General features: G+C 65.7%; 19 protein-coding genes. 5 read left to right on the top strand and 14 right to left on the bottom strand.

What is annotated here, in order from left to right; all coding sequences use genetic code 11:
• Positions 1-59: 59 nt before the first annotated feature.
• From LI92_RS02530 to LI92_RS02510, 5 genes are all read right to left on the bottom strand, one after another.
• Positions 60-908: a hotdog family protein gene (locus tag LI92_RS02530; protein ID WP_046315569.1), complete on the bottom strand. Its 849-nt coding sequence runs from the start codon at positions 906-908 to the stop codon at positions 60-62.
• Positions 909-981: 73 nt separating this feature from the next.
• Positions 982-2514 (bottom strand): class I adenylate-forming enzyme family protein, encoded by a 1533-nt coding sequence (locus LI92_RS02525; RefSeq protein ID WP_046315567.1) that lies wholly within the window; start codon positions 2512-2514, stop codon positions 982-984.
• Positions 2511-3716, bottom strand: a complete 1206-nt coding sequence (locus LI92_RS02520) for an acyl-CoA dehydrogenase family protein (RefSeq protein ID WP_046315566.1) — start codon at positions 3714-3716, stop codon at positions 2511-2513. Before LI92_RS02520 ends, LI92_RS02525 begins: the two co-directional genes overlap by 4 nt.
• Positions 3710-4687, bottom strand: a complete 978-nt coding sequence (locus LI92_RS02515; protein WP_046315564.1) for an acyl-CoA dehydrogenase family protein — start codon at positions 4685-4687, stop codon at positions 3710-3712. The genes LI92_RS02520 and LI92_RS02515 overlap by 7 nt, the downstream gene beginning before the upstream one ends.
• 6 nt (positions 4688-4693) lie before the next feature.
• Positions 4694-5890 carry an amidohydrolase family protein gene (locus LI92_RS02510; RefSeq protein ID WP_046315562.1) on the bottom strand — a complete coding sequence of 399 codons (1197 nt, stop codon included), beginning with the start codon at positions 5888-5890 and terminating at the stop codon, positions 4694-4696.
• A gap of 103 nt (positions 5891-5993) precedes the next feature.
• Here LI92_RS02510 and LI92_RS02505 point away from each other — a divergent pair, with 103 nt between their 5' ends.
• Together LI92_RS02505 and LI92_RS02500 are read left to right on the top strand one after the other, a co-directional pair.
• A complete protein-coding gene (locus LI92_RS02505; RefSeq protein ID WP_046315560.1) occupies positions 5994-7103 on the top strand; it encodes an acyl-CoA dehydrogenase family protein in 1110 nt (369 codons plus the stop codon).
• Between the two features lie 13 nt (positions 7104-7116).
• Positions 7117-8016 carry a TIGR03619 family F420-dependent LLM class oxidoreductase gene (locus LI92_RS02500; RefSeq protein ID WP_046315559.1) on the top strand — a complete coding sequence of 300 codons (900 nt, stop codon included), beginning with the start codon at positions 7117-7119 and terminating at the stop codon, positions 8014-8016.
• 8 nt (positions 8017-8024) lie between these two features.
• On the opposite strand, the gene LI92_RS02495 is transcribed toward LI92_RS02500, so the two are convergent.
• Positions 8025-8462 carry a nuclear transport factor 2 family protein gene (locus LI92_RS02495; protein ID WP_046315557.1) on the bottom strand — a complete coding sequence of 146 codons (438 nt, stop codon included), beginning with the start codon at positions 8460-8462 and terminating at the stop codon, positions 8025-8027.
• A 49-nt stretch (positions 8463-8511) separates the two neighbouring features.
• On the opposite strand from LI92_RS02495, the gene LI92_RS02490 reads away from it, so the two are divergent.
• The 3 genes from LI92_RS02490 (at position 8512) to LI92_RS02480 (ending at position 10902) form a co-directional block, all read left to right on the top strand.
• The gene (locus LI92_RS02490) at positions 8512-9132 is read left to right on the top strand and encodes a cysteine hydrolase family protein (protein WP_046315555.1); all 621 of its coding nucleotides are present in this window, start codon (positions 8512-8514) and stop codon (positions 9130-9132) included.
• 103 nt (positions 9133-9235) lie between these two features.
• Positions 9236-10432: an amidohydrolase family protein gene (locus LI92_RS02485; RefSeq protein WP_046315554.1), complete on the top strand. Its 1197-nt coding sequence runs from the start codon at positions 9236-9238 to the stop codon at positions 10430-10432.
• Complete coding sequence (locus LI92_RS02480; protein ID WP_046315552.1) at positions 10429-10902, top strand: MaoC family dehydratase; 474 nt, start codon at positions 10429-10431, stop codon at positions 10900-10902. Before LI92_RS02485 ends, LI92_RS02480 begins: the two co-directional genes overlap by 4 nt.
• Here the strand turns inward: LI92_RS02480 and LI92_RS02475 are convergent.
• The 8 genes from LI92_RS02475 to LI92_RS02440 form a co-directional block, all read right to left on the bottom strand.
• A complete protein-coding gene (locus LI92_RS02475) occupies positions 10899-11369 on the bottom strand; it encodes an Rv2253/PknI dimerization domain-containing protein (protein WP_286134811.1) in 471 nt (156 codons plus the stop codon). The two genes, LI92_RS02480 and LI92_RS02475, sit on opposite strands and share 4 nt — an antisense overlap.
• Positions 11370-11381: 12 nt before the next feature.
• Complete coding sequence (locus LI92_RS02470; protein WP_046315549.1) at positions 11382-12872, bottom strand: MCE family protein; 1491 nt, start codon at positions 12870-12872, stop codon at positions 11382-11384.
• Positions 12872-14050 carry an MCE family protein gene (locus tag LI92_RS02465; protein ID WP_046315547.1) on the bottom strand — a complete coding sequence of 393 codons (1179 nt, stop codon included), beginning with the start codon at positions 14048-14050 and terminating at the stop codon, positions 12872-12874. The genes LI92_RS02470 and LI92_RS02465 overlap by 1 nt, the downstream gene beginning before the upstream one ends.
• Entirely contained in the window at positions 14047-15381 is a 1335-nt protein-coding gene (locus LI92_RS02460) for an MCE family protein (protein WP_286134810.1), read from the bottom strand. Before LI92_RS02460 ends, LI92_RS02465 begins: the two co-directional genes overlap by 4 nt.
• A 14-nt stretch (positions 15382-15395) precedes the next feature.
• Positions 15396-16475 carry an MCE family protein gene (locus LI92_RS02455; RefSeq protein WP_046315544.1) on the bottom strand — a complete coding sequence of 360 codons (1080 nt, stop codon included), beginning with the start codon at positions 16473-16475 and terminating at the stop codon, positions 15396-15398.
• A complete protein-coding gene (locus LI92_RS02450; protein WP_046315542.1) occupies positions 16472-17500 on the bottom strand; it encodes an MCE family protein in 1029 nt (342 codons plus the stop codon). Before LI92_RS02450 ends, LI92_RS02455 begins: the two co-directional genes overlap by 4 nt.
• Positions 17497-18699, bottom strand: a complete 1203-nt coding sequence (locus LI92_RS02445) for an MCE family protein (RefSeq protein ID WP_192829962.1) — start codon at positions 18697-18699, stop codon at positions 17497-17499. The genes LI92_RS02450 and LI92_RS02445 overlap by 4 nt, the downstream gene beginning before the upstream one ends.
• Positions 18700-18810: 111 nt before the next feature.
• Positions 18811-20084: CaiB/BaiF CoA transferase family protein (locus LI92_RS02440; RefSeq protein WP_046315538.1), on the bottom strand; the 1274-nt coding region annotated here is incomplete at its 5' end.

Raw genomic sequence — 20084 nt, 5'->3', positions numbered from 1 at the left:
CTCCTCAACGATTGGGTGACGAGCTGCTGGATGCGGATTCCTGTCATCGCGGGCAACCTTCAGGCCCGCCTGAACACGTGTGTCGCCACGGTGACCAGCTTTCCATCAGCACCGTCGTCGTAGACCCGTGTGCGTGCCGCAACAGTGCCATCTGCTCCGGGGAGAGATTCGGCCACGAAGCGGAACGGCCCAGCTTTAGCCCTGGCGAGGAACATGATGTGCGACGAGACGCCGAAGAATGACTCTGTTCGCACCGAATCGGCCACGCAGCTGCGGGCCGCGGTCTCGGTCAGGACGAACTGCGGACCCACATGCAATGCCGCATCCGGCGAGGCGATCTCGACAGAAAGCTCGGGCAGGACCCAGGTGCATGCATCGACCCGGCTGCCGCCGAACCCCTGCCACAAGGGCGGCAGATCCGGCGAGTCGACCACCTCGATCGGTTCCACCGTCATCTTCTGCAGACCGTCAGGCGGAGTACCGATGATCACCCCCTGGCCTTCGGTGACCGCCAGCACGCGGGCCGGTTCATCGGCATCGACGATCAGCGATCGGCTGTAGGCCATACTGCGCCCGCGTTTCAAGTCTTCGGTGCGCACCTCGAAGCGGGTCACGCCCGCACCGGCGTCCAGAACCTGGCATGAGTGCACCACCGGATTGGGGACTGCTTCCAGGTCTGAGACCACACCGCCCTCGGGCGCGGCGATGCCGAAGACGCACAACAGGATCGCTCCGGTTTCGTCACGCATATCGGAACGTAGGGCGACGGTGTCGTCGGAGGGACCGACGTTCATCGACCCGTGATTTCGGCCGATGTAGCGGTAGCTCAGTAAGCCGCCCCAGCGGCGCTGCAGTTCCGCGGCGTAGGCAGCCCGGTCGCCTACGAGGTCTCTGATGTCGCGAATGATGTCTTCTCCCTGCGCTCACTGTCCGCTCCATGGGGGACTCCGACAACGACCGGCGTCGACGCGGATCTCCTTGTCATCGCCGGAACCGCTCACGTAGTTCGGTTTTGAGGACCTTGCCGGTGAGGTTGCGCGGCAGCGCTTCCACCAACTCGAGACGCTCGGGCGCCTTGTGTGCGCTCAGTCCGCGCTGCCGGCAGTGCGCTACCAGCGAGTCCAGTGTCACCGGCCCCGCCTGCGCGACGACGACGGCACAGACTCGTTCCCCGGTCCGCGGGTCGGGCACACCGATCACTGCGACATCGGCCACTGCGGGATGAGTGGCAAGCACGCCCTCGACCTCCAGCGTGGAGATGTTCTCTGCATTGCGGATGACCGTGTCCTTGATCCGGCCGGTCACGATGACGTTGCCGTGGGTGTCGATACGCCCCCGGTCGCCGCTGCGGAACCAGCCGTCATCGTCGAAAGCGTCCGCGTTCAGCTCAGCGTCGACATAGCCCAGAAAGCACTGCGGACCCTTCAGCCGCAACTCCCCTTCCTCCCCCACACCGACCTCGCGCTCGGCATCGTCGACCACCCGTACCGAGACGCCCGGTACGGGTCTGCCGACGGTGTGGTCGAGGGTGTAGGCGTCGCCGTCCGGTGGCGGTGAGGTGGCCACCGGGAACTCGGTCAGTCCCCAGGCGTTGGCCACCCCGGCCACCGCGAGCGTCTGACGCACTTGCCGGCTGAGTTCGGCGGTGATCGGCGCACCCCCGCCGACACACCCGCGTAGCCGATCGAACAGCGGATCGGATCCGTTCGCCCGCTGCGCGGCGATGAATGCCGCAAAGAAGGGGGTGGCCGACCCCAGCAGGGTCGCCCCGTGGGCCGCCATCGCCCGGGGCGTGTCGGTCGGGTCGAAGACGTCGAACAGGACGAGCCGCATGCCGGTCAGCAGCGCGGCGGCCAGCATTGCCGCACCGCCGATGTGGGAGATCGGAAAGGCGATCGGGTTGACGTCCCCGCTGGACGCGCCCACCATCTTGATCACGCCGGCCGCCCCTGCGATGACGGAACGATCACAATGTCGAATGCCCTTGGGGGCCGCCGTGGTTCCCGACGAGTAATAGACCCACCGGGGGCATTCCGCCGAATCTGGTGGCGGCGCGAGTACCGCTGGGTCGCCCGTGTCCAGTCTGAGGTCAGCGGCGACAGGCGTGTCGTGGTCGATGACCACCACGGACATGTCGTGTTCTCGGGTGAGTTCGCCGGCCAGCGCTCGATGGTCAAAACCCCGCCACACCCCCGGGTTGATCAGCACCTCGGTACCGAGCTGCCCAGTCACGAAACTCAACTCGCTGGAACGCCAGATCGGCAGGACGGGGTTCTGAACAGCACCCAACCGGGCCAGCGCCACCATCACGACCATGGTTTCCAGAGTGGTCGGCAACTGCCAGGACACGACAGTTCCCGCTGACACCCCGCGCTGCGCGAGAGCCGCAGCCGTGCGCAGTGCCGCAGCGCGCAGCTGCGCGTTGGTCAGACTGCGGCCGAAGTCATCGGTCAGAACCACCCGGTCCGGATGCTGGTCGGCCGCGGTTTCCACCAGGCCCCAAAAGGTTGTCACCGGCTCGGCAGCATCAGCCGGCGCTTGGCAAGGATATTGCGCATGATCTCCGAGCTGCCACCGGAAATGGTGTAGGCCCTTGACCACAGCCAACATTCGCGCAGACGTTCTTTGGCGCCGCGGGCGGCCGAATCGCTCGGTCGGTCAAGCTCGACGGCAGCCGCCAACTCAGCGCCGTAGGCAGACACCCGATGATAGGTCTCGGCGAAGCTCAGCTTGGCGATCGAACCGTCGCCGACACCGTCGGCACCGACGATCATCCGTTCCACATGATCGTCGATGAACGCTTTTGCCACCTCGACCTCAACGGCCAGCTCAGACAACTTGTGACGGATGTCGGCGCACTGCAGAGCGGGCACACCTTCCACGGTGCCGGCCTTGGCCAGCATGATCAGGTCATCGATGAGCAGTTCGAGCAAGATGACGTTACCGCCGATGCCGAACCGTTCGAAGTCCAGACCGGTCATGATGATCGACCAGCCCTGGCCCGGCTCCCCGACCACACTGTCGGCGGACAGTCTGACCCCGTTGAGGAAGACCTCGTTCACCTCGATGGCGTCACCGACTGTGCGAATAGGACGCACCTCGACACCGGCCGCGGTGAGGGGGACCGCAAAGACCGACAGCCCGTGGTGACGCGTAGACGACGGATCGGTGCGGACCAGCGCCAGACCCATGTCGGCCCAGTGCCCGTCGGTGATCCAGGTCTTCTGGCCGTGCAGCTCCCAGCTACCGTCGGCCTGCTGCGCTCCCCGGCACCGCACAGCGGCGATATCGCTACCCGCGTCGGGCTCGCTCAACAGCTGGCACCAGACGTGCTCGCTGCTGCGGATGCGCGGCAGCAGCGTCTTCTTCTGCTCCGGCGATCCGAAGTGCAGCAGTATGTGTGCGGCGAGATTGACCTGGTCGACGGGCCGGGGCGCCCGGGCGCGCAGAATCTCCTCGCTGACGATGCGATCGTGCAGCGGGTGGAAATCGGCCCGGCCCCCGTATTCCACGGGCCAGTCCGCACCCACGAATCCGGCGTCGAACAGGGCCGCGAACCAGCTGCGCAGCAGCGCCTCCTGGGCCGCGTCCACGGGCGCTCGGTGTCCTTCTCGGGCGAGTACTCCGGGCGCGTTCTCGGCGATGAATTTCCTTACCGCAGAACGAAACGCCGTCAACGACTCAGGGCTGGGCCTAACAGCCGTGGTGGTCACCATCCCGCCACCTCCGCCAGTTCGCGGTGGCTCGATCGGGCGGTGCCGAACAGCTGCGCGTTGTCGAAGACCCGGCGCAGCTCATGGTGCAGGGGGTACTCCCAGGTGAAGCCGATCCCGCCGGACAGCTGCATGCATTCGTCGACCGCGGCGGTCGTGTTGGCAGTCACGAAGGCATGGGCGGCCGCGGTCAGCAGTGCGGCGCGCGGATCGCGCGCGGCCACCGCCCGCATGGCCTTCATGACGATCGCACGGGACTTGACTTGAAGCACCAGCAGATCCACCAGACGGTGCTGTACGGCCTGAAAGCTGGAGATGCGCGCACCGAAGGCGGTCCGGTCGTTCAGATAGCTGACCAGGCGGTCAAAAGTGGCCGAGAGCGCCCCGGTGGAGTCGGCACTGACGAGCAGCCGGGCCACCCCGCGAAGCTCCGCGGACCGCGCAGCCGTACCGATATCGCATCTCGAGGCAGCACTGACGTCGACTCGGTGCACGGGCCTATGCACGTCGAGCAGATCTGCGTCGTGGTCTCGCGGCAGCGCAGCCAGATCGCCGATGAGTTCGATCCCCCCGTCGGTGAAGATCACCAAGATCTCGCTGCGGTCCACCCGGGCCACCCGGACCACGCGGGCGTCTGCGGTCGCCAGCGCCACCGCGGCGGTAACGGATCCGTTCAGCACACCGGGCAGCAGGCGCCGCCGGATGTCGTCGGGAGCCGTGGCGAGCGCGGCCGCGGCCACCACGCTGCCCAACCAGGCGCTGCGGTCGCCGGCACGACCGATCTCCTCGGCGACGACGGCTGCCTCCACGGGACGCCAGCCCACGCCGCCGTGGTCCTCCTCGACTAACAGGCCGGTCCAGTCCATCCGTGCCAGCTCTTCGACGGAGTCCTTCTCGCCGCGCCCTGCCAGGAAATCCCGTGCGGTAACGCGAAGGAAATCGAGGTCAACCTGGGGTTCGTCGTCGGTCGGCACCGCAGACTAGCTCCGGCGCAGCAGCGCGTCGGCGTTGTCCCGCATGATCCGCCGCTTGGCCGCATCGTCGAGCGGGTCGAGCAGCTTGACGAAGTCGGCCGGTTCGGCAAGGCCCTCGGCATGTGGGTAGTCCGAGCCCATCAGCAGGCATTCGTCGTAGCCGAGCCGGTCGACGATGGCGGGGATGTCATCTTCGGGATAGGGCACGACGCCCACATGGCGGCGGAATATCTCCGAGGGACGTTCGGTGAGCTTGCCACCGATCCACGGTCCGTTGCGTCCCATGCCCCGGCTCTTGTCCATGTGGATCAGGAACTGGGGCACCCATTCCGCTCCGTGCTCGGCGACCAGAACGTTCAGTCCGGGAAAACGCCCGAAGAGGTTGTCGAAGATCAGTGCCGACAACGTGTCCTCGATGGGCCGCTGACCGTAGACGTTCATCCACTGCCATGCCGACATGTGCCAGGCCGCCGGATCGGGGGTATGCCCCCAGGCGGGCGAGATCGCGTTGAAGTACCAGAACGGCTGGATATGGAAGACCAGGGTGACGCCCGCCTCCTGAAGCCGAGCGTAGATCGGGTCGAAGTACGGGTCCCCCGGTGAGCGTCCGTAGGCCGGGCCCGTCGGCAGCAACACCAGCTTGACCCCCTGCTCGATGATCGCCTCTGTCTCGGCGATAGCCGAATCAAGGTCGCGCAGCGAAAGCAGTGCGGTGGCGTAGATCTTGTCCTGGTGGTTGAAGCCCCAGGTCTCGTCGAACCACCGGTTGAAGGAGCGGATATTGGCATAGAGCGCAGCGGTGTCGTCCACATAGTGTTCGGCTGCCAGGGCCATACCCGCCGGGAAGATGACGGCGCGCTCGACGTTCTGCTCCGCCATCACCCGCAGCCGTGGTTCCCGTTCCAGCCATTCCGGCTGCATGGGCTGCGGTTCGTAGGTCTCATCGGGGTTTCCCGAGCCCATCTGTTTGAGCATCTCCTTGAGCGAGCCCGGCCGGTAGGCCAGATCGAATCCCAAGCCCGCCTCACTGTTGAAGGTGGCGATCCGGTGCCCGGCGAGAATGCTCTCCTTGCCGTCGGCGCCCCGCACCGGCGCGATGGCCCGGTCGCGAAACTCCGTGGGCAGGTAGCGCGTAAACGCATCGCGCGTTTCATAGCAATGGGTATCGCAGTCGAAGATCCCGTAGTCGAGTTGCGCCGTCACCGGCCGTCTCCCTTCAAGGAGAATCACTATTCTCTGTTTTCAGAAAGGATACTATCCTTAACCGGCCATGCCTATATCGAGGTTGTCCACAGTAAGGGAGGCCATGACCGCAGCGCAGGATGAACTACGCCAGGCCGTCCGCGGGTTCCTGGCCGCCACTTCCGACAGCGCCGCAGTCAGAAGGCTGATGGACAGCGACGCCGGCTATGACGCGACCGCTTGGCACCGGATGGCCTCGGAGCTGGGACTGCACGGTATAGCGGTCCCGGAGCGGTTCGGTGGCGCCGGCGCGGGCAACGCCGAATTGGCCGTGGTGTTCGAGGAGATGGGCGCAGCCCTGTTGTGCGCGCCGTTCTTCGCCACGGTGGCAATGGCCATCCCCGCCATCCTCGGCAGCGCCGACGACGATGCCGTCGCCGAGTTCGTCCCTTCCCTCGCCGATGGTTCCCGCACCGCGACGTTGATCCTCAACGGTCGACTCGGACCGTGGGATGAGTCGGCAGTCGCGCTGACCGCCCGCGGAGACGACCGCGTGGGTTACACCGTTTACGGCGATGCTCCGATGGTTCTCGACGGCCATAGTGCTGACATCGTGCTGGTCGCCGCCGACTGCGAGGCCGGTACCTCGTTGTTCGCCGTCGACGGACGCGCGGAAGCTCTGTTGCGCCGGCCTCTTGCCGGACTGGACCGCACCCGCCGGATCGCCCACCTCCACTTCGACGGCGCACCTGCCCGGCCGGTCGGCCGTCCGGGTGCCGCCGGGTCCGGACTGGCCTGGGCTGCCGACGTCGCCACGATGCTGCTCGCGGCCGAGCAGCTCGGTGGCGCGGCACGCTGCCTGGACACCGCAGTCGGGTACGCCAAAGACCGGATTCAATTCGGCCGCCCGATCGGCAGCTTCCAGGCCGTCAAACACCGGTGCGCCGACATGCTGGTGCTGGTCGAGGGCGCCCGCTCTGCTGTCGCGCACGCGGCCGCGTTGACCGACCCCGACGAACTCGCTGTTGCCGCTTCGGTGGCGAAATTGGTTGCCTCGGAAGCGTTTACTGATGTGGCACTCGACAATATGCGGGTCCACGGCGGTCTGGGTTTCACCTGGGAACACGACGCGCATCTCTATGTACGACGAGCCAAGGCCAGTTCGCTGATGTTCGGCGACCCCGACCATCACGCGCTACGGCTCGGCGAACTGGTCGCCACAACACCCGCCTGACAGGAGGACACCCTTGACGATTTCCTATTCGCTGGAGCTGCCGACCCAGCGCGTCGATCGCACCGATGAGTTCGTCACCGCCTCGGCCATCGCCGACATCGCCCGGGCTGCCGAAGCGGCGGGGTATGCGGCCCTGCACGTCACCGACCACCCCGCCCCGGACGCCAAGTGGCTCGACCACGGCGGCCACCACGCACTGGACCCGTTCGCCGCCCTGTCGTTCGCGGCGGCCACGACGGAAGAGCTTCGGCTGCTCACCAATGTGTACATCGCCGGGTACCGCAACCCGTTCCTCGGCGCCAAATCTATTCACAGCCTCCAGGTCCTGTCCGGCGGCCGACTCATCCTCGGGACGGCCGCCGGCTATCTGAAGCCGGAATTCCTCGCCCTCGGTGCGGACTTCGAACGACGCGGCGCACTGCTCGACGAGGCACTGGACGTGCTGGACAAGATATTCAGCGGCGCAGATGTCGCTTACGCCGGGACGTCGTTCGCCGCCCGCGGGGTCCGGCTACGCCCGGAGGCGACCCGGCCACCGGTGTGGATCGGCGGCAACAGCAAGCCTGCGGTTCGGCGTGCGATCAACCGGGGCCAGGGGTGGGCGCCGTTCAACACCTTCGGCTATGCCACCGCGTCTCGCACCGCCGAGATCTCCACCGTGGAGGAACTGGAATCGGCGATCGCCTGGGCCAGGGGTTACGCCGCCGAGGTCGGCCGTAGCGCCCCCCTGGACATCTGCTTCTCGGCTGGAAACATGCTGGACGAAGACCGGTCTGCCGATGAACGGCACGCGTTGATCGGCCGTCTGGCCGCCGCCGGCGTCACGTGGCTGACCGTCGCACCCTCCGGCGATGACCGCGACGAATACGTCGAGCGTGCACAGACCTTCGCCAAGGAATTCATCCGCGCGTGAATGCCTGGTCACACCGCCATCAGACTGTTCGCGGCGAAGGCGTCCACCGAGATCCGGCGCTGGGCGAACAACCAAACGCCGTTCTCGGGCACCAATACGTCGCGGTACCGGCCCCAGTGGTCCAGCCCGATGTCGGTGTGCACGGCGAAGTAGCTGCTCACCTCGGCCCGCTCGGCGCTGACCAATCCGAATCTGATGCTGGATACGTGATGTCGCACAAATGTCGGGGTCCTGCGCGCCGCATCGCGCGAGCTCATCGCTGCGGCCAGGCCGGCCTCGATCGCCGGGGGCCCAACAAGCGGCTCGTCTGCGCCGGTGAACTCCAGTACGCCCTCGCGTGCGAAACACGCCGCGAGAGCATGCAGATCGAAACGATCCGTGGCCGCTGTGTAATCAGCCAATGTCTGCCGCACCGACTCCCGGATCAACAGCTCCCACTGGTACATCGACTCTCCTCTAGAAAACGCCCTGGCTCAGACGATAACGTGTGTTCTCATGCCGCGACCGAACCTTCGTGACCTCGTCTCACCGAACACCACCGCCCTCGTCACCCAGGAGTGCCAAGGCGGTGTGATCGGCCCCCAGGCCGGACTGCCGATGCTGGCTCGGGAAGCGGAGCGAGAGGCCATCCCGAACATCACCAAGCTGCTGCCGGCGGCCCGCGCAGCGGGCGTCGTCGTCGTACATTGCCTGATCCAGCGCCGGCCCGACGGTCGCGGATCCAATTCGAATGCCCGGTTGTTCGCGGCCGGCAGCTCCTTCGGCGCGGACCTGACCCCCGGCAGCGCCGGGGCGTCACCGCTGCCCGGGCTCGGCCCACACGAGTCCGATCTGGTGCTCACCCGCACCCACGGGCTCAGCCCCATGACGGGCACCGACCTCGACTCCGTGTTACGGAACATGGGCATCACAACGATTGTCGGCGTGGGCGTTTCGGTGAACGTGGCGATAACCAACTTCGTGATGGACGCCGTGAATCGAAGCTATCAGTTCGTCCTCCCCCGCGACGCGGTCGCGGGCTACCCCAGTGAATACGCCGAGTCGGTGATCGACAACACCTTGTCGCTGCTGGCTACCGTGACCTCCACCGAAGACGTCATAGCGGCCTGGTCATAGGGCTGATTCGGCAAGGATGTGGATGTTGGGCCGCCGGAGTGATAACGTCGTTTCCGCTTAGTGTAAATGATAATTATCACCGGTCCGAGGAGGATTCAGCCTCATGCCTGCCCGCTCGCTTCCCTACCCGGTATTCGACATCGACAACCACATGTACGAAACAGAGGATGCTCTGCTCAAGTACCTGCCCCGGGAGCACAGAGGCAAGGTCGGCTATGTCGAGGTGAACGGACGCCCCAAGCTGGTGGTCAAGGACCACATCAGCCACATGATCCCCAACCCGACGTTCGCGCGGGTGGCCCGCCCCGGCAGCGCCGAAGACTACTTCCTCGGCAACAACCCGGAGGGGCTCAACTTCCGGGAGTTCATCGGCGAGCCGATGGATGTGATCCCCGCCTATCAGTACCCGGCCCCGCGCCTCGAGTTGATGGACGAATTGGGCATCGATCAGTGCGTGATGTATCCGACCCTGGCGAGCCTCATCGAGGAGCGCACCACCGACGACGTCGTCTTGACCCATGCGATCATCCACGCGCTCAACGAATGGATGTACGAGCACTGGACCTTCAACTATCAGGATCGGATCTTTGCGACCCCGGTGATCTGCCTGCCCATCGTTGAGGAAGCCATTCGGGAGTTCCACTACGGCCGCGAGCGCGGCATGAAGACGTTCCTGGTGCGGCCCGCCCCGGTGCCCAGTCGGTTCGGGGGTTCGCGTTCGATGGGCCTGCCCGAGTTCGACCCGTTCTGGGAGGAGGTCGTCACGGCAGATATGCCGGTGACGCTGCACGCCTCCGACAGCGGATATCAGAAGCACCTGATGGAATGGGAGGGCGGCGACGAGTACCTGTCCTTCAAGACCAGCGCCCTGCGCGAGGTGGTGATGGGGTTCCGCGCCATCGAGGACACGCTGGCGGCGCTGATCTGCCACGGCGCGCTGTCTCGCTTCCCCGATCTCCGGGTCCTGGTGGTGGAGAACGGCAGTGGGTGGGTGCGCAATCTGCTCCGCCAGTTGGAGAAGGCCTACCGCGTGATGCCCAAGGAGTTCGACGAGCATCCGGTGGAGGTGTTCAAGCGCAACATCTATATTCACCCGTTCCTGGAAGACGACATCGAGGGCATCGTGGAAATCATGGGTGAAGACCACGTGATGTTCGGCTCTGACTATCCGCACCCGGAGGGCATCGGCGAGCCCTTGAGCTTCGTCGATCGGCTGCAGGGCCTGTCCGACACCGCCAAGGCGAAGATCATGGGCGGCAACGCGCTCAAACAGCTGCGACTGGACAAGGTTGCGGTGTGACCCAGTCTCCGCCTGAGCCGACGATCTACCAGGGCGTGGCCGAGCTGCAAGCCCGGGTCGGGGAGCACCTCGGCTACAGCGGCTGGCACACCATCACGCAGGAGCAGATCGACCTGTTCGCCGCCGCCACCGGTGACCACCAGTGGATACACGTCGATCCCGAGCGTGCCGCCTCCGGGCCCTACGGGCGCACCATCGCCCACGGTTACCTGACCCTGGCGCTGATCCCGATCTTGGTCAAGCAGATCTACCAGGTGACGGGGCTGTCGATGCAGATGAATTACGGCGTGGACAAGCTCCGGTTTCCCGCCCCGGTACCGGTTGACTCACGTATCCGGGGCGGCGCGGAACTCATCGGGGTGGAGCGGGACAAGAAGGGCGCCAAGGCCACAGTGCGGGTGTCGGTGGAGGTGGACGGGGCCGACCGGCCCGCGTGCGTGGTGGACACCATCGCGTTGATGGTCGACTAATCCAACGGGATCAGCTTCAACGGCATCTCGATATTGAGCACCTTGTTGACTCCGCACGCTCCGCTGGGGCCGACGGTGTTGTCCCAGCCGCGGAGAAACGGCAAGGCGTACTGGTCGACGAAGAACTTGAACGTCTGCTGTCCATCGACCGACGTACCGTCCGGGCAGGTCATCCAGTTCTCAATGCGGCGTGTCACGTACCACATCGGCTTGGTGTAGCTCACGTCCGCCGTCCAGCCCTGATCACTGCTCACCCGGCCGGAGCACACGAGTACCGTGGTGCAACTCGTTGTGATCGTCCAGGTGCTCGTCACGGTCAACTCGTCGGCGTACCGGTCATTCGTCTTGGCCCACTGTCCGTCCGAGATCACCGTGAACCGTCCGTTGACTGCGTACTTGTTCGGGTCGGCATGCGCCGGCGGGCCCATCGCCATCAGCCCCGCCAGCGCGGCCGTTGTCAGGATCATTCCACGCATAGTTCATCCGTCTCGTAGCACAAGGTCCCGCCAACTCTGTTGGGCGGTGGACACTTTCAGATCCGCTTGGCTGCGGACGACACCATCGGGACCCAGGTAGCGACCTGACTGCGGATCATAGGTGGCCACGGCGATCCGGGGACCGTCATCGGCGGTGGTGTGCGCCGAGCTGGGACGCACATCCGGCGGCAGTGGAGTTGGCTCGATGGGCACGTAAAGTCGGTCCCCCTCGTCGACCCGGCTGTCAGCCGGGATGCCCTGGGCGAGCAGATTGGGGTCGAGCGGATACGGGCCCAGGGCGTGCTGGCGCATAGCGATGGGTTGGAACGGTCTGTCGCTGTCACATATCTCCACGGTCGGGGCACGCTTACCGGGGTGCGCCATACACGGCAGATTACGCAGGCCCCGAACCAGAATCGGCGAATCCTGCGGCAGCTTGCAGTACAACCCGTCCGGCGTATCGATGGTGGTCGTGTCGGCCGGCGAGCGCCATTGCGACGGCGGCAGGAAGCCCACCGTGCACGGCGGCGGATCATTGAGCCCCACCCGGAAGTCGCCCAGCGGATATCCCGTCGCGTTCGCGATGTGCGACAACGCGCCCATTCCCCCGAAAAACGGCGGAACAAGCACCAAGAGTTGTTCCAACGAAGGGTTGTAGGTGACTGCGACCTGGCCGAGGCTGGTCAGGTTGGCCAATAACACCGGCAACGTGGGTTTGACGTCCTCCAGCAGCCGCGAGACCTCGTCAAGTGCGGCCGGCCCCTGCGTGAGCAGAGTGCGCACATGCGGTTCGTCGGCGACGACCTGATCGGTGACACCGGCCATTGCGCGTGCCCAGACTCTGGTTGCGTCGGCCGACTGCGCCGCGCCGTCCAGCAGTGGCGCGCTGTCCTCGATGAGTGACAGGATCTGCTCTGTCACGCTGTGGGAGGCACGCGAGATACCGGCCGCCGAATCGATCAGCGATCCGATGTCGTAACCGGCATCGGCGAGCCCCTTGGCCGACTCGTCGAGCAACGCGGCGATCTTGTCCTTGGGCAGGCTCTTCAGAAGAGCACTGGCGTTGTCGAGGAGGGGGCCAACGGGCTGCGGGACTGTACTGTTGCGCATCGAGATCACGGAGCCGTTCTCCAGATATGGTGGCCCCGACCCGCGCGGCAACAGATCAACGTACTGCTCGCCCACGGCCGACAGGCTGTGCACCTCCGCAATCAGATCGGCAGGTATCCGCGGGCTGGTTTCCAGCGAGAGTGTGGCTTCGGCTCCGGACGGGGTCAGTGCGACGTCCACGACGACCCCGACCTGCACTCCCCGATATGTCACATTGCCGAATTGGTAAAGCCCTCCGCCGGAGGGGAGTTCGAGGGTGACGGTGATGCGTCCCATCCCAAGCAGGACCGGCAGTCGCAGATAGCCGAAGGCCATGACCGCGACACCGATGATCGAGGCAATGACAAAGATGATCAATTGGACTCGCACCAGGCGGGGGTACATCAGCCACCACCGCCCGGTTGTGGTGGTGGCGCAATCTTCAGCGCCTCCTCCCAGGTGGCCGGCGGCGGGGAGATGGGGGCGCCCAGGGGATTGCGGGTGTAATACGCGTCGTAGCCGATGTCGCCGGGCGCCGGTACGAGTTGCGCGTTCTGGTCTTCGAAGCGCGTGCCGGCCAGCAGAGTTCGCTTCAGCCGCGCCGTCGTGAAATCGAGGATGACGAACAGATTCATGTAATCGCCTCGAACTCCGCGGTCGACGATGTTCTGGCTGAACGGGGCGGTGGGCAGATAGCCGAGTACGGCGGCGATCTCAGGTCCGACATCGGCGAGGGCCTTCAGTGTCGGTGCGAGCTTCTCCAGATCCGCGACCAGATCTGCTTGAGATGCGTCGACCAGAGTGCGTGCCGTATCCCCCAGCCGGCTCAACTTCTCCAGCGCCGAGGTGAACGTGGGACGCTGTTGTATCAGCACGTCCAGGGCCGCCGGAAGACTGCGCAGGGCCGACGACATCACTTCGCGCTGGGTAGCCAGCTGTCCGGACAGCCGATCAAGTGCCTTGAGGGATTCGATGACATCACCGCGCTGCTGATCGAACAGGTCGACGAATTCCTCCAGCCGTCCCAACAGTTCTCTGACTTGGGGTTCACGTCCCGACAGTGCGGTGTTGACGCCGTGCACGATGTCGCCGATCTGCCCGAGGCCGCCCCCGTTGACCAGCGCCGACAGCGATGCGAGTGTCCGCTCGGTGGAGGGGTAGGACGAGGTCGCCGACAGCGGAATCGTCGAGTTGGGTTCCAGGACTCCCACCGGAGCCGATCCCAGCGGCGGGTCCAGGGCCACATGCATCGAACCGAGCAGGCTTGTCTGACCCACGGTGGCAACGGCATTGGCGGGCACCCGGGTCCCCGGACGTACCGTCACGTCGACATCGACATGCCAGTCGTTGAACCGCATCTGGCGAACACTGCCTACCACCACGTTCTCGACCATGACCGGCGAATTGGCTTCCAGAGTGCCGATGTTGGCGACCTGAAGGTGATAGAGCAGCGCCGTCGGCCCGGTGCCGACAGTACCGGGCAGGGGCAGGGAGTTGATCCCCCGGAATCCGCAGCCGACCGTCGCCACCGCTACGCAGCAGGCCAGAGCGGTCACCCGATTGATGATCTGCGCTGCCCTCATCGGCCCGCGCCCTCGTCGTTGGGCTGTCCAGGCAGCAGCAGCTCGGGCAGACTGCTCGGACCGGGCGGCAGCGGAACGTACCCCGCCGGCGGGGGGACATCGTTGTTGGCGCCGGTGTAGGCCGACACCGCAGGTGGGGTCTCCGGCGGTCCCGGGGGTGGACCGGATCCACCCGGGGCCAGTTCGGGATCGCTGTAGATGTAGTCCTGCGCCGGCGGCACCGCGGCCAAGAAGGGGTTGACGCCGAAGGGCAGATAGTTGAAGTCCATGGCGTTCAGCGCCGGTCCGAGGTATTGAGCGCACAGCTTCGCCGACTCCGTCGCTGTGACGTTCTCTATCGCACCGATCGCCCCGCAGATGAACTTCAGCGGATTGGCGAAGTTGGCGAACGCGAAGGTGCCCACGATCCCGCCGTCCCGGGGATCGAAGAAGTTGAGCGTGTTGGCGATCGCGGTCGGACTGACATGGAGGAGCTGCTCGAGGTTCCGCTGCCCGTCGACGAGCACTTGGGTGACAGTGGCCAGTCGCTGGATCTGCTCGCCGGCACCGGTACGCGTGCCGCTGACGAAACGTCGCACATCTTCGACGATCCCGGAGACGTCGGCCAACGCCGCATCAAGGTCGGATCTGCTGCCGTCGATGACGCTGGTCAGCGTTGCCAGTCGATCCTGGAACTGCACGATCTGGGTGTTGCTGTCGCGCAGGGCGCCGATGAAGGTGGCGAGATTCTTGATCGTCTCGACCAGGTCACCGCTGCCTTCGGCGAGGATACGGCCCGTCCCCGCCAGCTGACGCAGCGTCTCCCTGAACTTGTCACCGTTGCCGGCAAAAGCGGCGGCCGTGCTGTCGACCAACCGAGACAGCGATGTGCCCGTGACGCCGTCGCCGGCGCCGAGTTCGGTGGCCAGCCTGTTGAGCTGCTCCTTGACCTCATCCCATTCCACGGGAATGCCTGTGCGCTCCAGCGGAATAACCGCCCCGTCGGGCAGGGTGGGCCCACTGTCCACATAGGCCGGAGTCAGCTGCACGTACCGCGCGGAGATCAGGTTCGGGGCCACGATGATCGCCGATGCTTGCGCGGGAACCGGTACGTCACGGGCGACCGTGAAGGTGAGCACCACCCGATCGCCCTCGGCCTGGATGGACTTGATCAAGCCGACCTTCACGCCGGCCACCCGCACCTGGTCTCCCGGGTAGATGCCGGTGGCCTTGGTGAACGCCGCGCTGAACGTCTTGGGTGTGAATACGGTCCCGCGGATGACCAAGCCGGCCCCGGCGAGCAGCACCGCGACCAGAATCATCGCCGCTGCCGCAACCATTCTTTGTGGCATGTTTTTCGGTGTCATCACGGCCGTTCCGGAATTCCGTTGTACGGCAGGGGTAGCTCCGCGCGGGGCCCGGCGTTGTCGGGAGGCTGGCCGGCGTTGACACCCCTGCGGAACCCGAACATGTAGTCCAGGAATGCCTGGGTGAACTGTCCCGGGATCAGGTTCGGCACGTACGCGGTGTAATACGGTCCGTTGGAGACGATCTCGCTAAGGGTGGACAGGTATTTGGTGAGACCGGGAAGAGCCTCGGCCAGATTGTCCCGATTCCTTTCCAGCACCGCCGTTACGGAGTTCAGCTTCGCCAGCATCGGTGCCAGCTCCTGCTCGTTGTCGGCAATCAGCGCCGACAGCTCCCGGGACAGCGCGGAGGTCGCATGAAGCAGACCGACGATGGCCTGCCGCCGCGGCACCAGGACCGCCAGGAGATCGTTGGAGTTGAGGATCAGTTGGTTGACCTGGCGGCTGTTGTCGGCGAGGGTCGCGACGACCTTCCGGGTGGAGTCCAACAGGGCGCTCACCTGCTGATTGCGACTGTTGAGCGATTTCGACAGGCGGGTCAGTCCGTCGAACGTGGGACCGAGTTGGGGAGCGATCTCGTTGATGGTGTCGGCAAGCGCGTCCAGTGATTGGTTCAGAGTGTCGAGGCTGGTTCCGGCGGTGTTGGCCGTCAGTTCGCCGACGGCTTCCGACAGTGCGTAAGGTGATGCCGTCCGCGCGGCCGGAATCACCGCCCGGGGAGCGAGCACCCCGGGGCCGGCGGACTCGAGCGTGAGGATTCGCTCACCGAGCAGGGTCCCGGTTCGGATGTGGGCGGTGGTCTCCGATCCCAGCACGACCTTGCGCTCGACGGTGAAGTCCACCATCGCCCGGCCACGCACCAGGGAGACCTCGGTGACCGATCCGACCTTGATTCCCGAAACCGTCACCTTGTTGCCGACGCTGAGTCCTCCCGCCTCGACGAATTCCGCCTGGTAGCGAGCAGCGGTGGCCCATTCGGCAAAGAGTTCCGGTCGCATGCCCACCGCAATGACCAGCAGGATGACGACGGACCCGAGGATGCCGCCCCGCGCCAGATGTGCACCGCGGTATCTGATCATGGCGCCTCGGCACACCTTCCGGTTTCCTGTTTGATCCACGGGAACACCGCGGTTCGCCCCTGCAGATCGCTCACCCGGATCTGGATGCCGCACAGGTAGTAGTTCAGGAAACTGCCGTATGCCCCGATCCGGGCGAGTTTGCGATAGTTGTCGGGTGCCTTGATCAGGGCGGCTTCCAGGTCGTCGTTGCCGCCCTCGAGGTTGGGGGCCAGCCGTCCCAGCTCAGCGATCGTCGCGGTCAGCGGGGGCCGTGCCTGCGTGAGCAGGTGTGCAAGTGACGTGGTTCCGGCGCTCAGCGCATCGATCGCGGCGCCGATCGGCTCGCGTTCCTGTGCCAGTTCGCCGACCAGTCGATCCAGCCGCCGAACGGCGCCGGCGAAATGCTCACCGTCGCGTGACATCGAGGCCATCGCTGTGTTGAGGTTGTCGATCAACTGCTCGAGCACCTGCTGGTTGTCCGCCAAAGCGTTGGTGAACGACGACGTCTTGGAGAACAGCGACTCCATCGTGGGTCCCTGCCCCTGCATGATCTGCACGAGAGACGCCGTGAGCGTGTTGACGTCTGCCGGATTGAGCCCCTGGATCACCGGTTTGAGGCCCCCCAGCAGCACATCGAGATCCAGAGCCGGCGCCGTCTGGTCGATCGGTATGCGACTGCCCGCCGGAAGGACAGCGGTGGAACCGGGCGCATCGACCAACTCCAGGTAGCGGTCGCCCACCAGGTTCAGGTAGCGCACGGCCACCCGGCTTCCGACGGTCAGGACGACCGACGGTTCCGCGTCGAACTCGACCACCACGGTCTTGTCCGGCTTGAGAGAAACCCCGGTCACAGTGCCCACTCGCAGACCCGCCGCGCGTACCGAATCACCGGACTTCAACCCCGAGGTGTCGGCGAATATCGCGGAATAGGCGTTGGCCCGGCCGCCACGGTACTCGCTGAACACCACCACCAGAGCGACCGTCACCAGGAACATGACCACAGCGAACGCACCGAACTTGACGAGCGTCCTTACCGCACCGTTCATCCCGGATGGCCGATCTGCATGCTGTTGCGCGGAGGGCCGTCGGTCGGCCCGAACAGCGCCTGCTTGAGTCCATCGGCATTGAGCACGATGCCGGGGTTGCCGTAGCGGTACGGGTTGGCGCCGGTATCGGCAACCACGTAGGGCGTGCGCTTCTCGAACTGAACGGGTAGCCCCACGCACTGCGGTCCACCGGTGGCCGCCACCTTCGGCAGATCCTGTGGGTAGCGGTAGCGTTCGACTCCCCACGTGAACCCGGTGCTGACCTCCGCGCCGGGCAGGCGCAGCGGCGGGGCCTTGACCAACGGGATCAGGCCGCTCAGCAGGCAGTACAGGGCCGGGTTGTAACGGTTCAGCAGATCGGTGGTCGGCACCAGCAGACGCAGGGTATCGGACAGGGCGCCCCGGTTACCGCCGATGACATCGTTGCCGGCGTCGGCCAAGCCGACCAGGCTGACCAGGGAGCGCTCCAGATTCGCCTGCTGATCGACCACCAGGGCACTGAGCCGACTCGAATTCCGCAGTGTTGTCATCAGATCGGGTGTCACATCAGCAAACGTGCTCACCACTGCCGGTGTCGCGGCCAGGTCGTGGCGAAGGCTGGGCAGGCTTGGTCGCAGCCGGTCCAGCAGTCCGTCGGCGTCGGCGATGGTGTCACCCAGCTGTTGTCCGCGACCGCCCAAGCCGGCGGCCAGCGTGGTGACCACGGTGTTCAGCTTTTCGGGTTGCACCGCCGAGACCACCTCGTTGAGCTGCTGGAAGACGGTGTTGACCTCCACGGTGACCCGGTCGGCGGCGAGGACCTCACCGGCTCGCAAGGTGCCCACGGCCGCGGTCCGCGGGGGTGTCAGCTGCACATACTTGGACCCGAAAACCGTAGTCGCCGAAATGTCGACCGACACGTTGGCCGGAATGAGTTTGAGGCTGGCCGGATCGATGGCCAGACGAATGACCGCACTGCCGTCATCGCCTTCCCTGATCGAGGCGACCCTGCCGACCTCGACGTCGCGCATCTTGACCTTTGCCGCCGGGTTCATCATCAGCCCGGCACGGTCGGCGATGACGGTGACCGGTACCGAATGGTCGAACAGGGCCCCGTTGAACAGTTGAGCGGCAAACCAAATGACCGACCCGATGGCAACGACGGTGGCAAGCCCCACGCCTGCGCGCAGTAGGCTCCCCCGACCGTTGGTCATGGCCATCGACCGCCCCTCCGCGACAGTGAAGTGGACCTTTCAAATACTGTAAATGACGATTCTCACATCGTGCGCCGAACGTGTCGTCGACTTCTGATGCACTCTCGTCCGCCGGCGCTAGCGTTCCCGAAGACGCTCCCCGATCACCTCGCCGGCGCGCAGCGCATCGATCTGCTGGGCGGTCAGGCCCAGCTCCGACAGCACCTCGGCATTGTGCTGGCCGAGGGTGGGCGGAGCCGAGCGGTGGTGCAGGCGGGGTCCCGGTGATATCTGAAAGGGCCAGCCGGGATAGCGATGGTCGCCGGTGATCGGATGGCGCAGCTCCTGGTAGAACCCCCGGGCATCCAGCTGCTCGACGTCATACATACGGTCGGGTGTCAGCACCCGTTCGGCGGGTACCCCGCGGCGGCTCAGTTCCGCCACCGCGGCATCGGGGTCACAACCACCGGTCCAGTTCGCGACAACGGCATCGACGGCGTCGTGGTTTGTCCGTCGCGCCTGAGCTGTGGCGAATCGCGCATCGTCGACGAGGGCTGGTTGCCCGGCAGCTTCGGCGAACGCGGCCCAATCCGCGTCATCGCGTATCGAAAGCGCGATCCAGTCGTCGCCGCTCGCCGTCGGATAGACACCCTGAACGTACTCGCGGTGGCGATTGCCCTCGCGTTCGGGAAGCTGACCGGTCAGGGAGTACTCGATGACGGGCTCGGCGGCCACGGCGGCGCCGACCTCGATCTGCGCCACCTCGATGAGTTGGCCTTCGCCGGTCCGACTCCGGTGTTCGAGCGCCGCCTGCAGCGCCACCGCGGCGTGGACGCCCGCGATCGGATCGGCTGGGCCCTGCAGGTTGCACGGCGGACCGTCCGGGTATCCCGTCGACGCCGACATCCCGGACAGTTGTTCGATGTTCAATGCCCAACCGACGTAGTCGCGCCACGGCCCGGCCAGTCCGAAGCCGGGCATCCGCACCATGATCACCCCGGGGTTCGCCGCCGCCAGAGAGTCGTAGTCCAGACCGAACTGCTCAACGACCCGCGGCGAGTAGTTCTCCACCACCACGTCAGCCTCGGCGGCCATCCGCAGCGCGAGTTCGCGCCCCGCTTCCGACGAGAGGTCCAGGGTGATGTCCCGCTTGTTGAGGTTCGTACCCTGCCAGAGTGGGCCGCGTTCGTACCAGTCGTCGCCGTCGCGTAGCAGTGAGCCGGAGTAGCGGTGTCCGTCAGGCCGCTGGATCGACTCGACCTTGACGACATCGGCACCGAACGCGCCCAGGTAGCAGGTGAGGTACGCACCGGCCCAGAAGGTACTGAGATCGAAGACCTTCAGCCCCTGAAACGGTTGCGCGGCCTGGGCTGCCGGCGCGAATCCTGCACCGGCGGTGTTTGACCACCCGG

It is taken from the genome of Mycobacterium sp. UM_Kg1 (genome assembly GCF_000972925.1).
Lineage (GTDB): Bacteria > Actinomycetota > Actinomycetes > Mycobacteriales > Mycobacteriaceae > Mycobacterium > Mycobacterium hiberniae.
This window is presented reverse-complemented; position numbering and strand designations above follow the sequence as displayed.

Excerpts from the sequence above, each read along its gene's own strand:
- LI92_RS02520 (WP_046315566.1), bottom strand. The coding sequence starts at position 3,716 with ATGGTGACCACCACGGCTGTTAGGCCCAGCCCTGAGTCGTTGACGGCG.
- LI92_RS02505 (WP_046315560.1), top strand. The coding sequence starts at position 5,994 with ATGACCGCAGCGCAGGATGAACTACGCCAGGCCGTCCGCGGGTTCCTG.
- LI92_RS02495 (WP_046315557.1), bottom strand. The coding sequence starts at position 8,462 with ATGTACCAGTGGGAGCTGTTGATCCGGGAGTCGGTGCGGCAGACATTG.
- LI92_RS02490 (WP_046315555.1), top strand. The coding sequence starts at position 8,512 with ATGCCGCGACCGAACCTTCGTGACCTCGTCTCACCGAACACCACCGCC.
- LI92_RS02485 (WP_046315554.1), top strand. The coding sequence starts at position 9,236 with ATGCCTGCCCGCTCGCTTCCCTACCCGGTATTCGACATCGACAACCAC.
- LI92_RS02475 (WP_286134811.1), bottom strand. The coding sequence starts at position 11,369 with ATGATCCTGACAACGGCCGCGCTGGCGGGGCTGATGGCGATGGGCCCG.
- LI92_RS02470 (WP_046315549.1), bottom strand. The coding sequence starts at position 12,872 with ATGTACCCCCGCCTGGTGCGAGTCCAATTGATCATCTTTGTCATTGCC.
- LI92_RS02465 (WP_046315547.1), bottom strand. The coding sequence starts at position 14,050 with ATGAGGGCAGCGCAGATCATCAATCGGGTGACCGCTCTGGCCTGCTGC.
- LI92_RS02460 (WP_286134810.1), bottom strand. The coding sequence starts at position 15,381 with ATGCCACAAAGAATGGTTGCGGCAGCGGCGATGATTCTGGTCGCGGTG.
- LI92_RS02455 (WP_046315544.1), bottom strand. The coding sequence starts at position 16,475 with ATGATCAGATACCGCGGTGCACATCTGGCGCGGGGCGGCATCCTCGGG.
- LI92_RS02450 (WP_046315542.1), bottom strand. The coding sequence starts at position 17,500 with ATGAACGGTGCGGTAAGGACGCTCGTCAAGTTCGGTGCGTTCGCTGTG.
- LI92_RS02445 (WP_192829962.1), bottom strand. The coding sequence starts at position 18,699 with ATGGCCATGACCAACGGTCGGGGGAGCCTACTGCGCGCAGGCGTGGGG.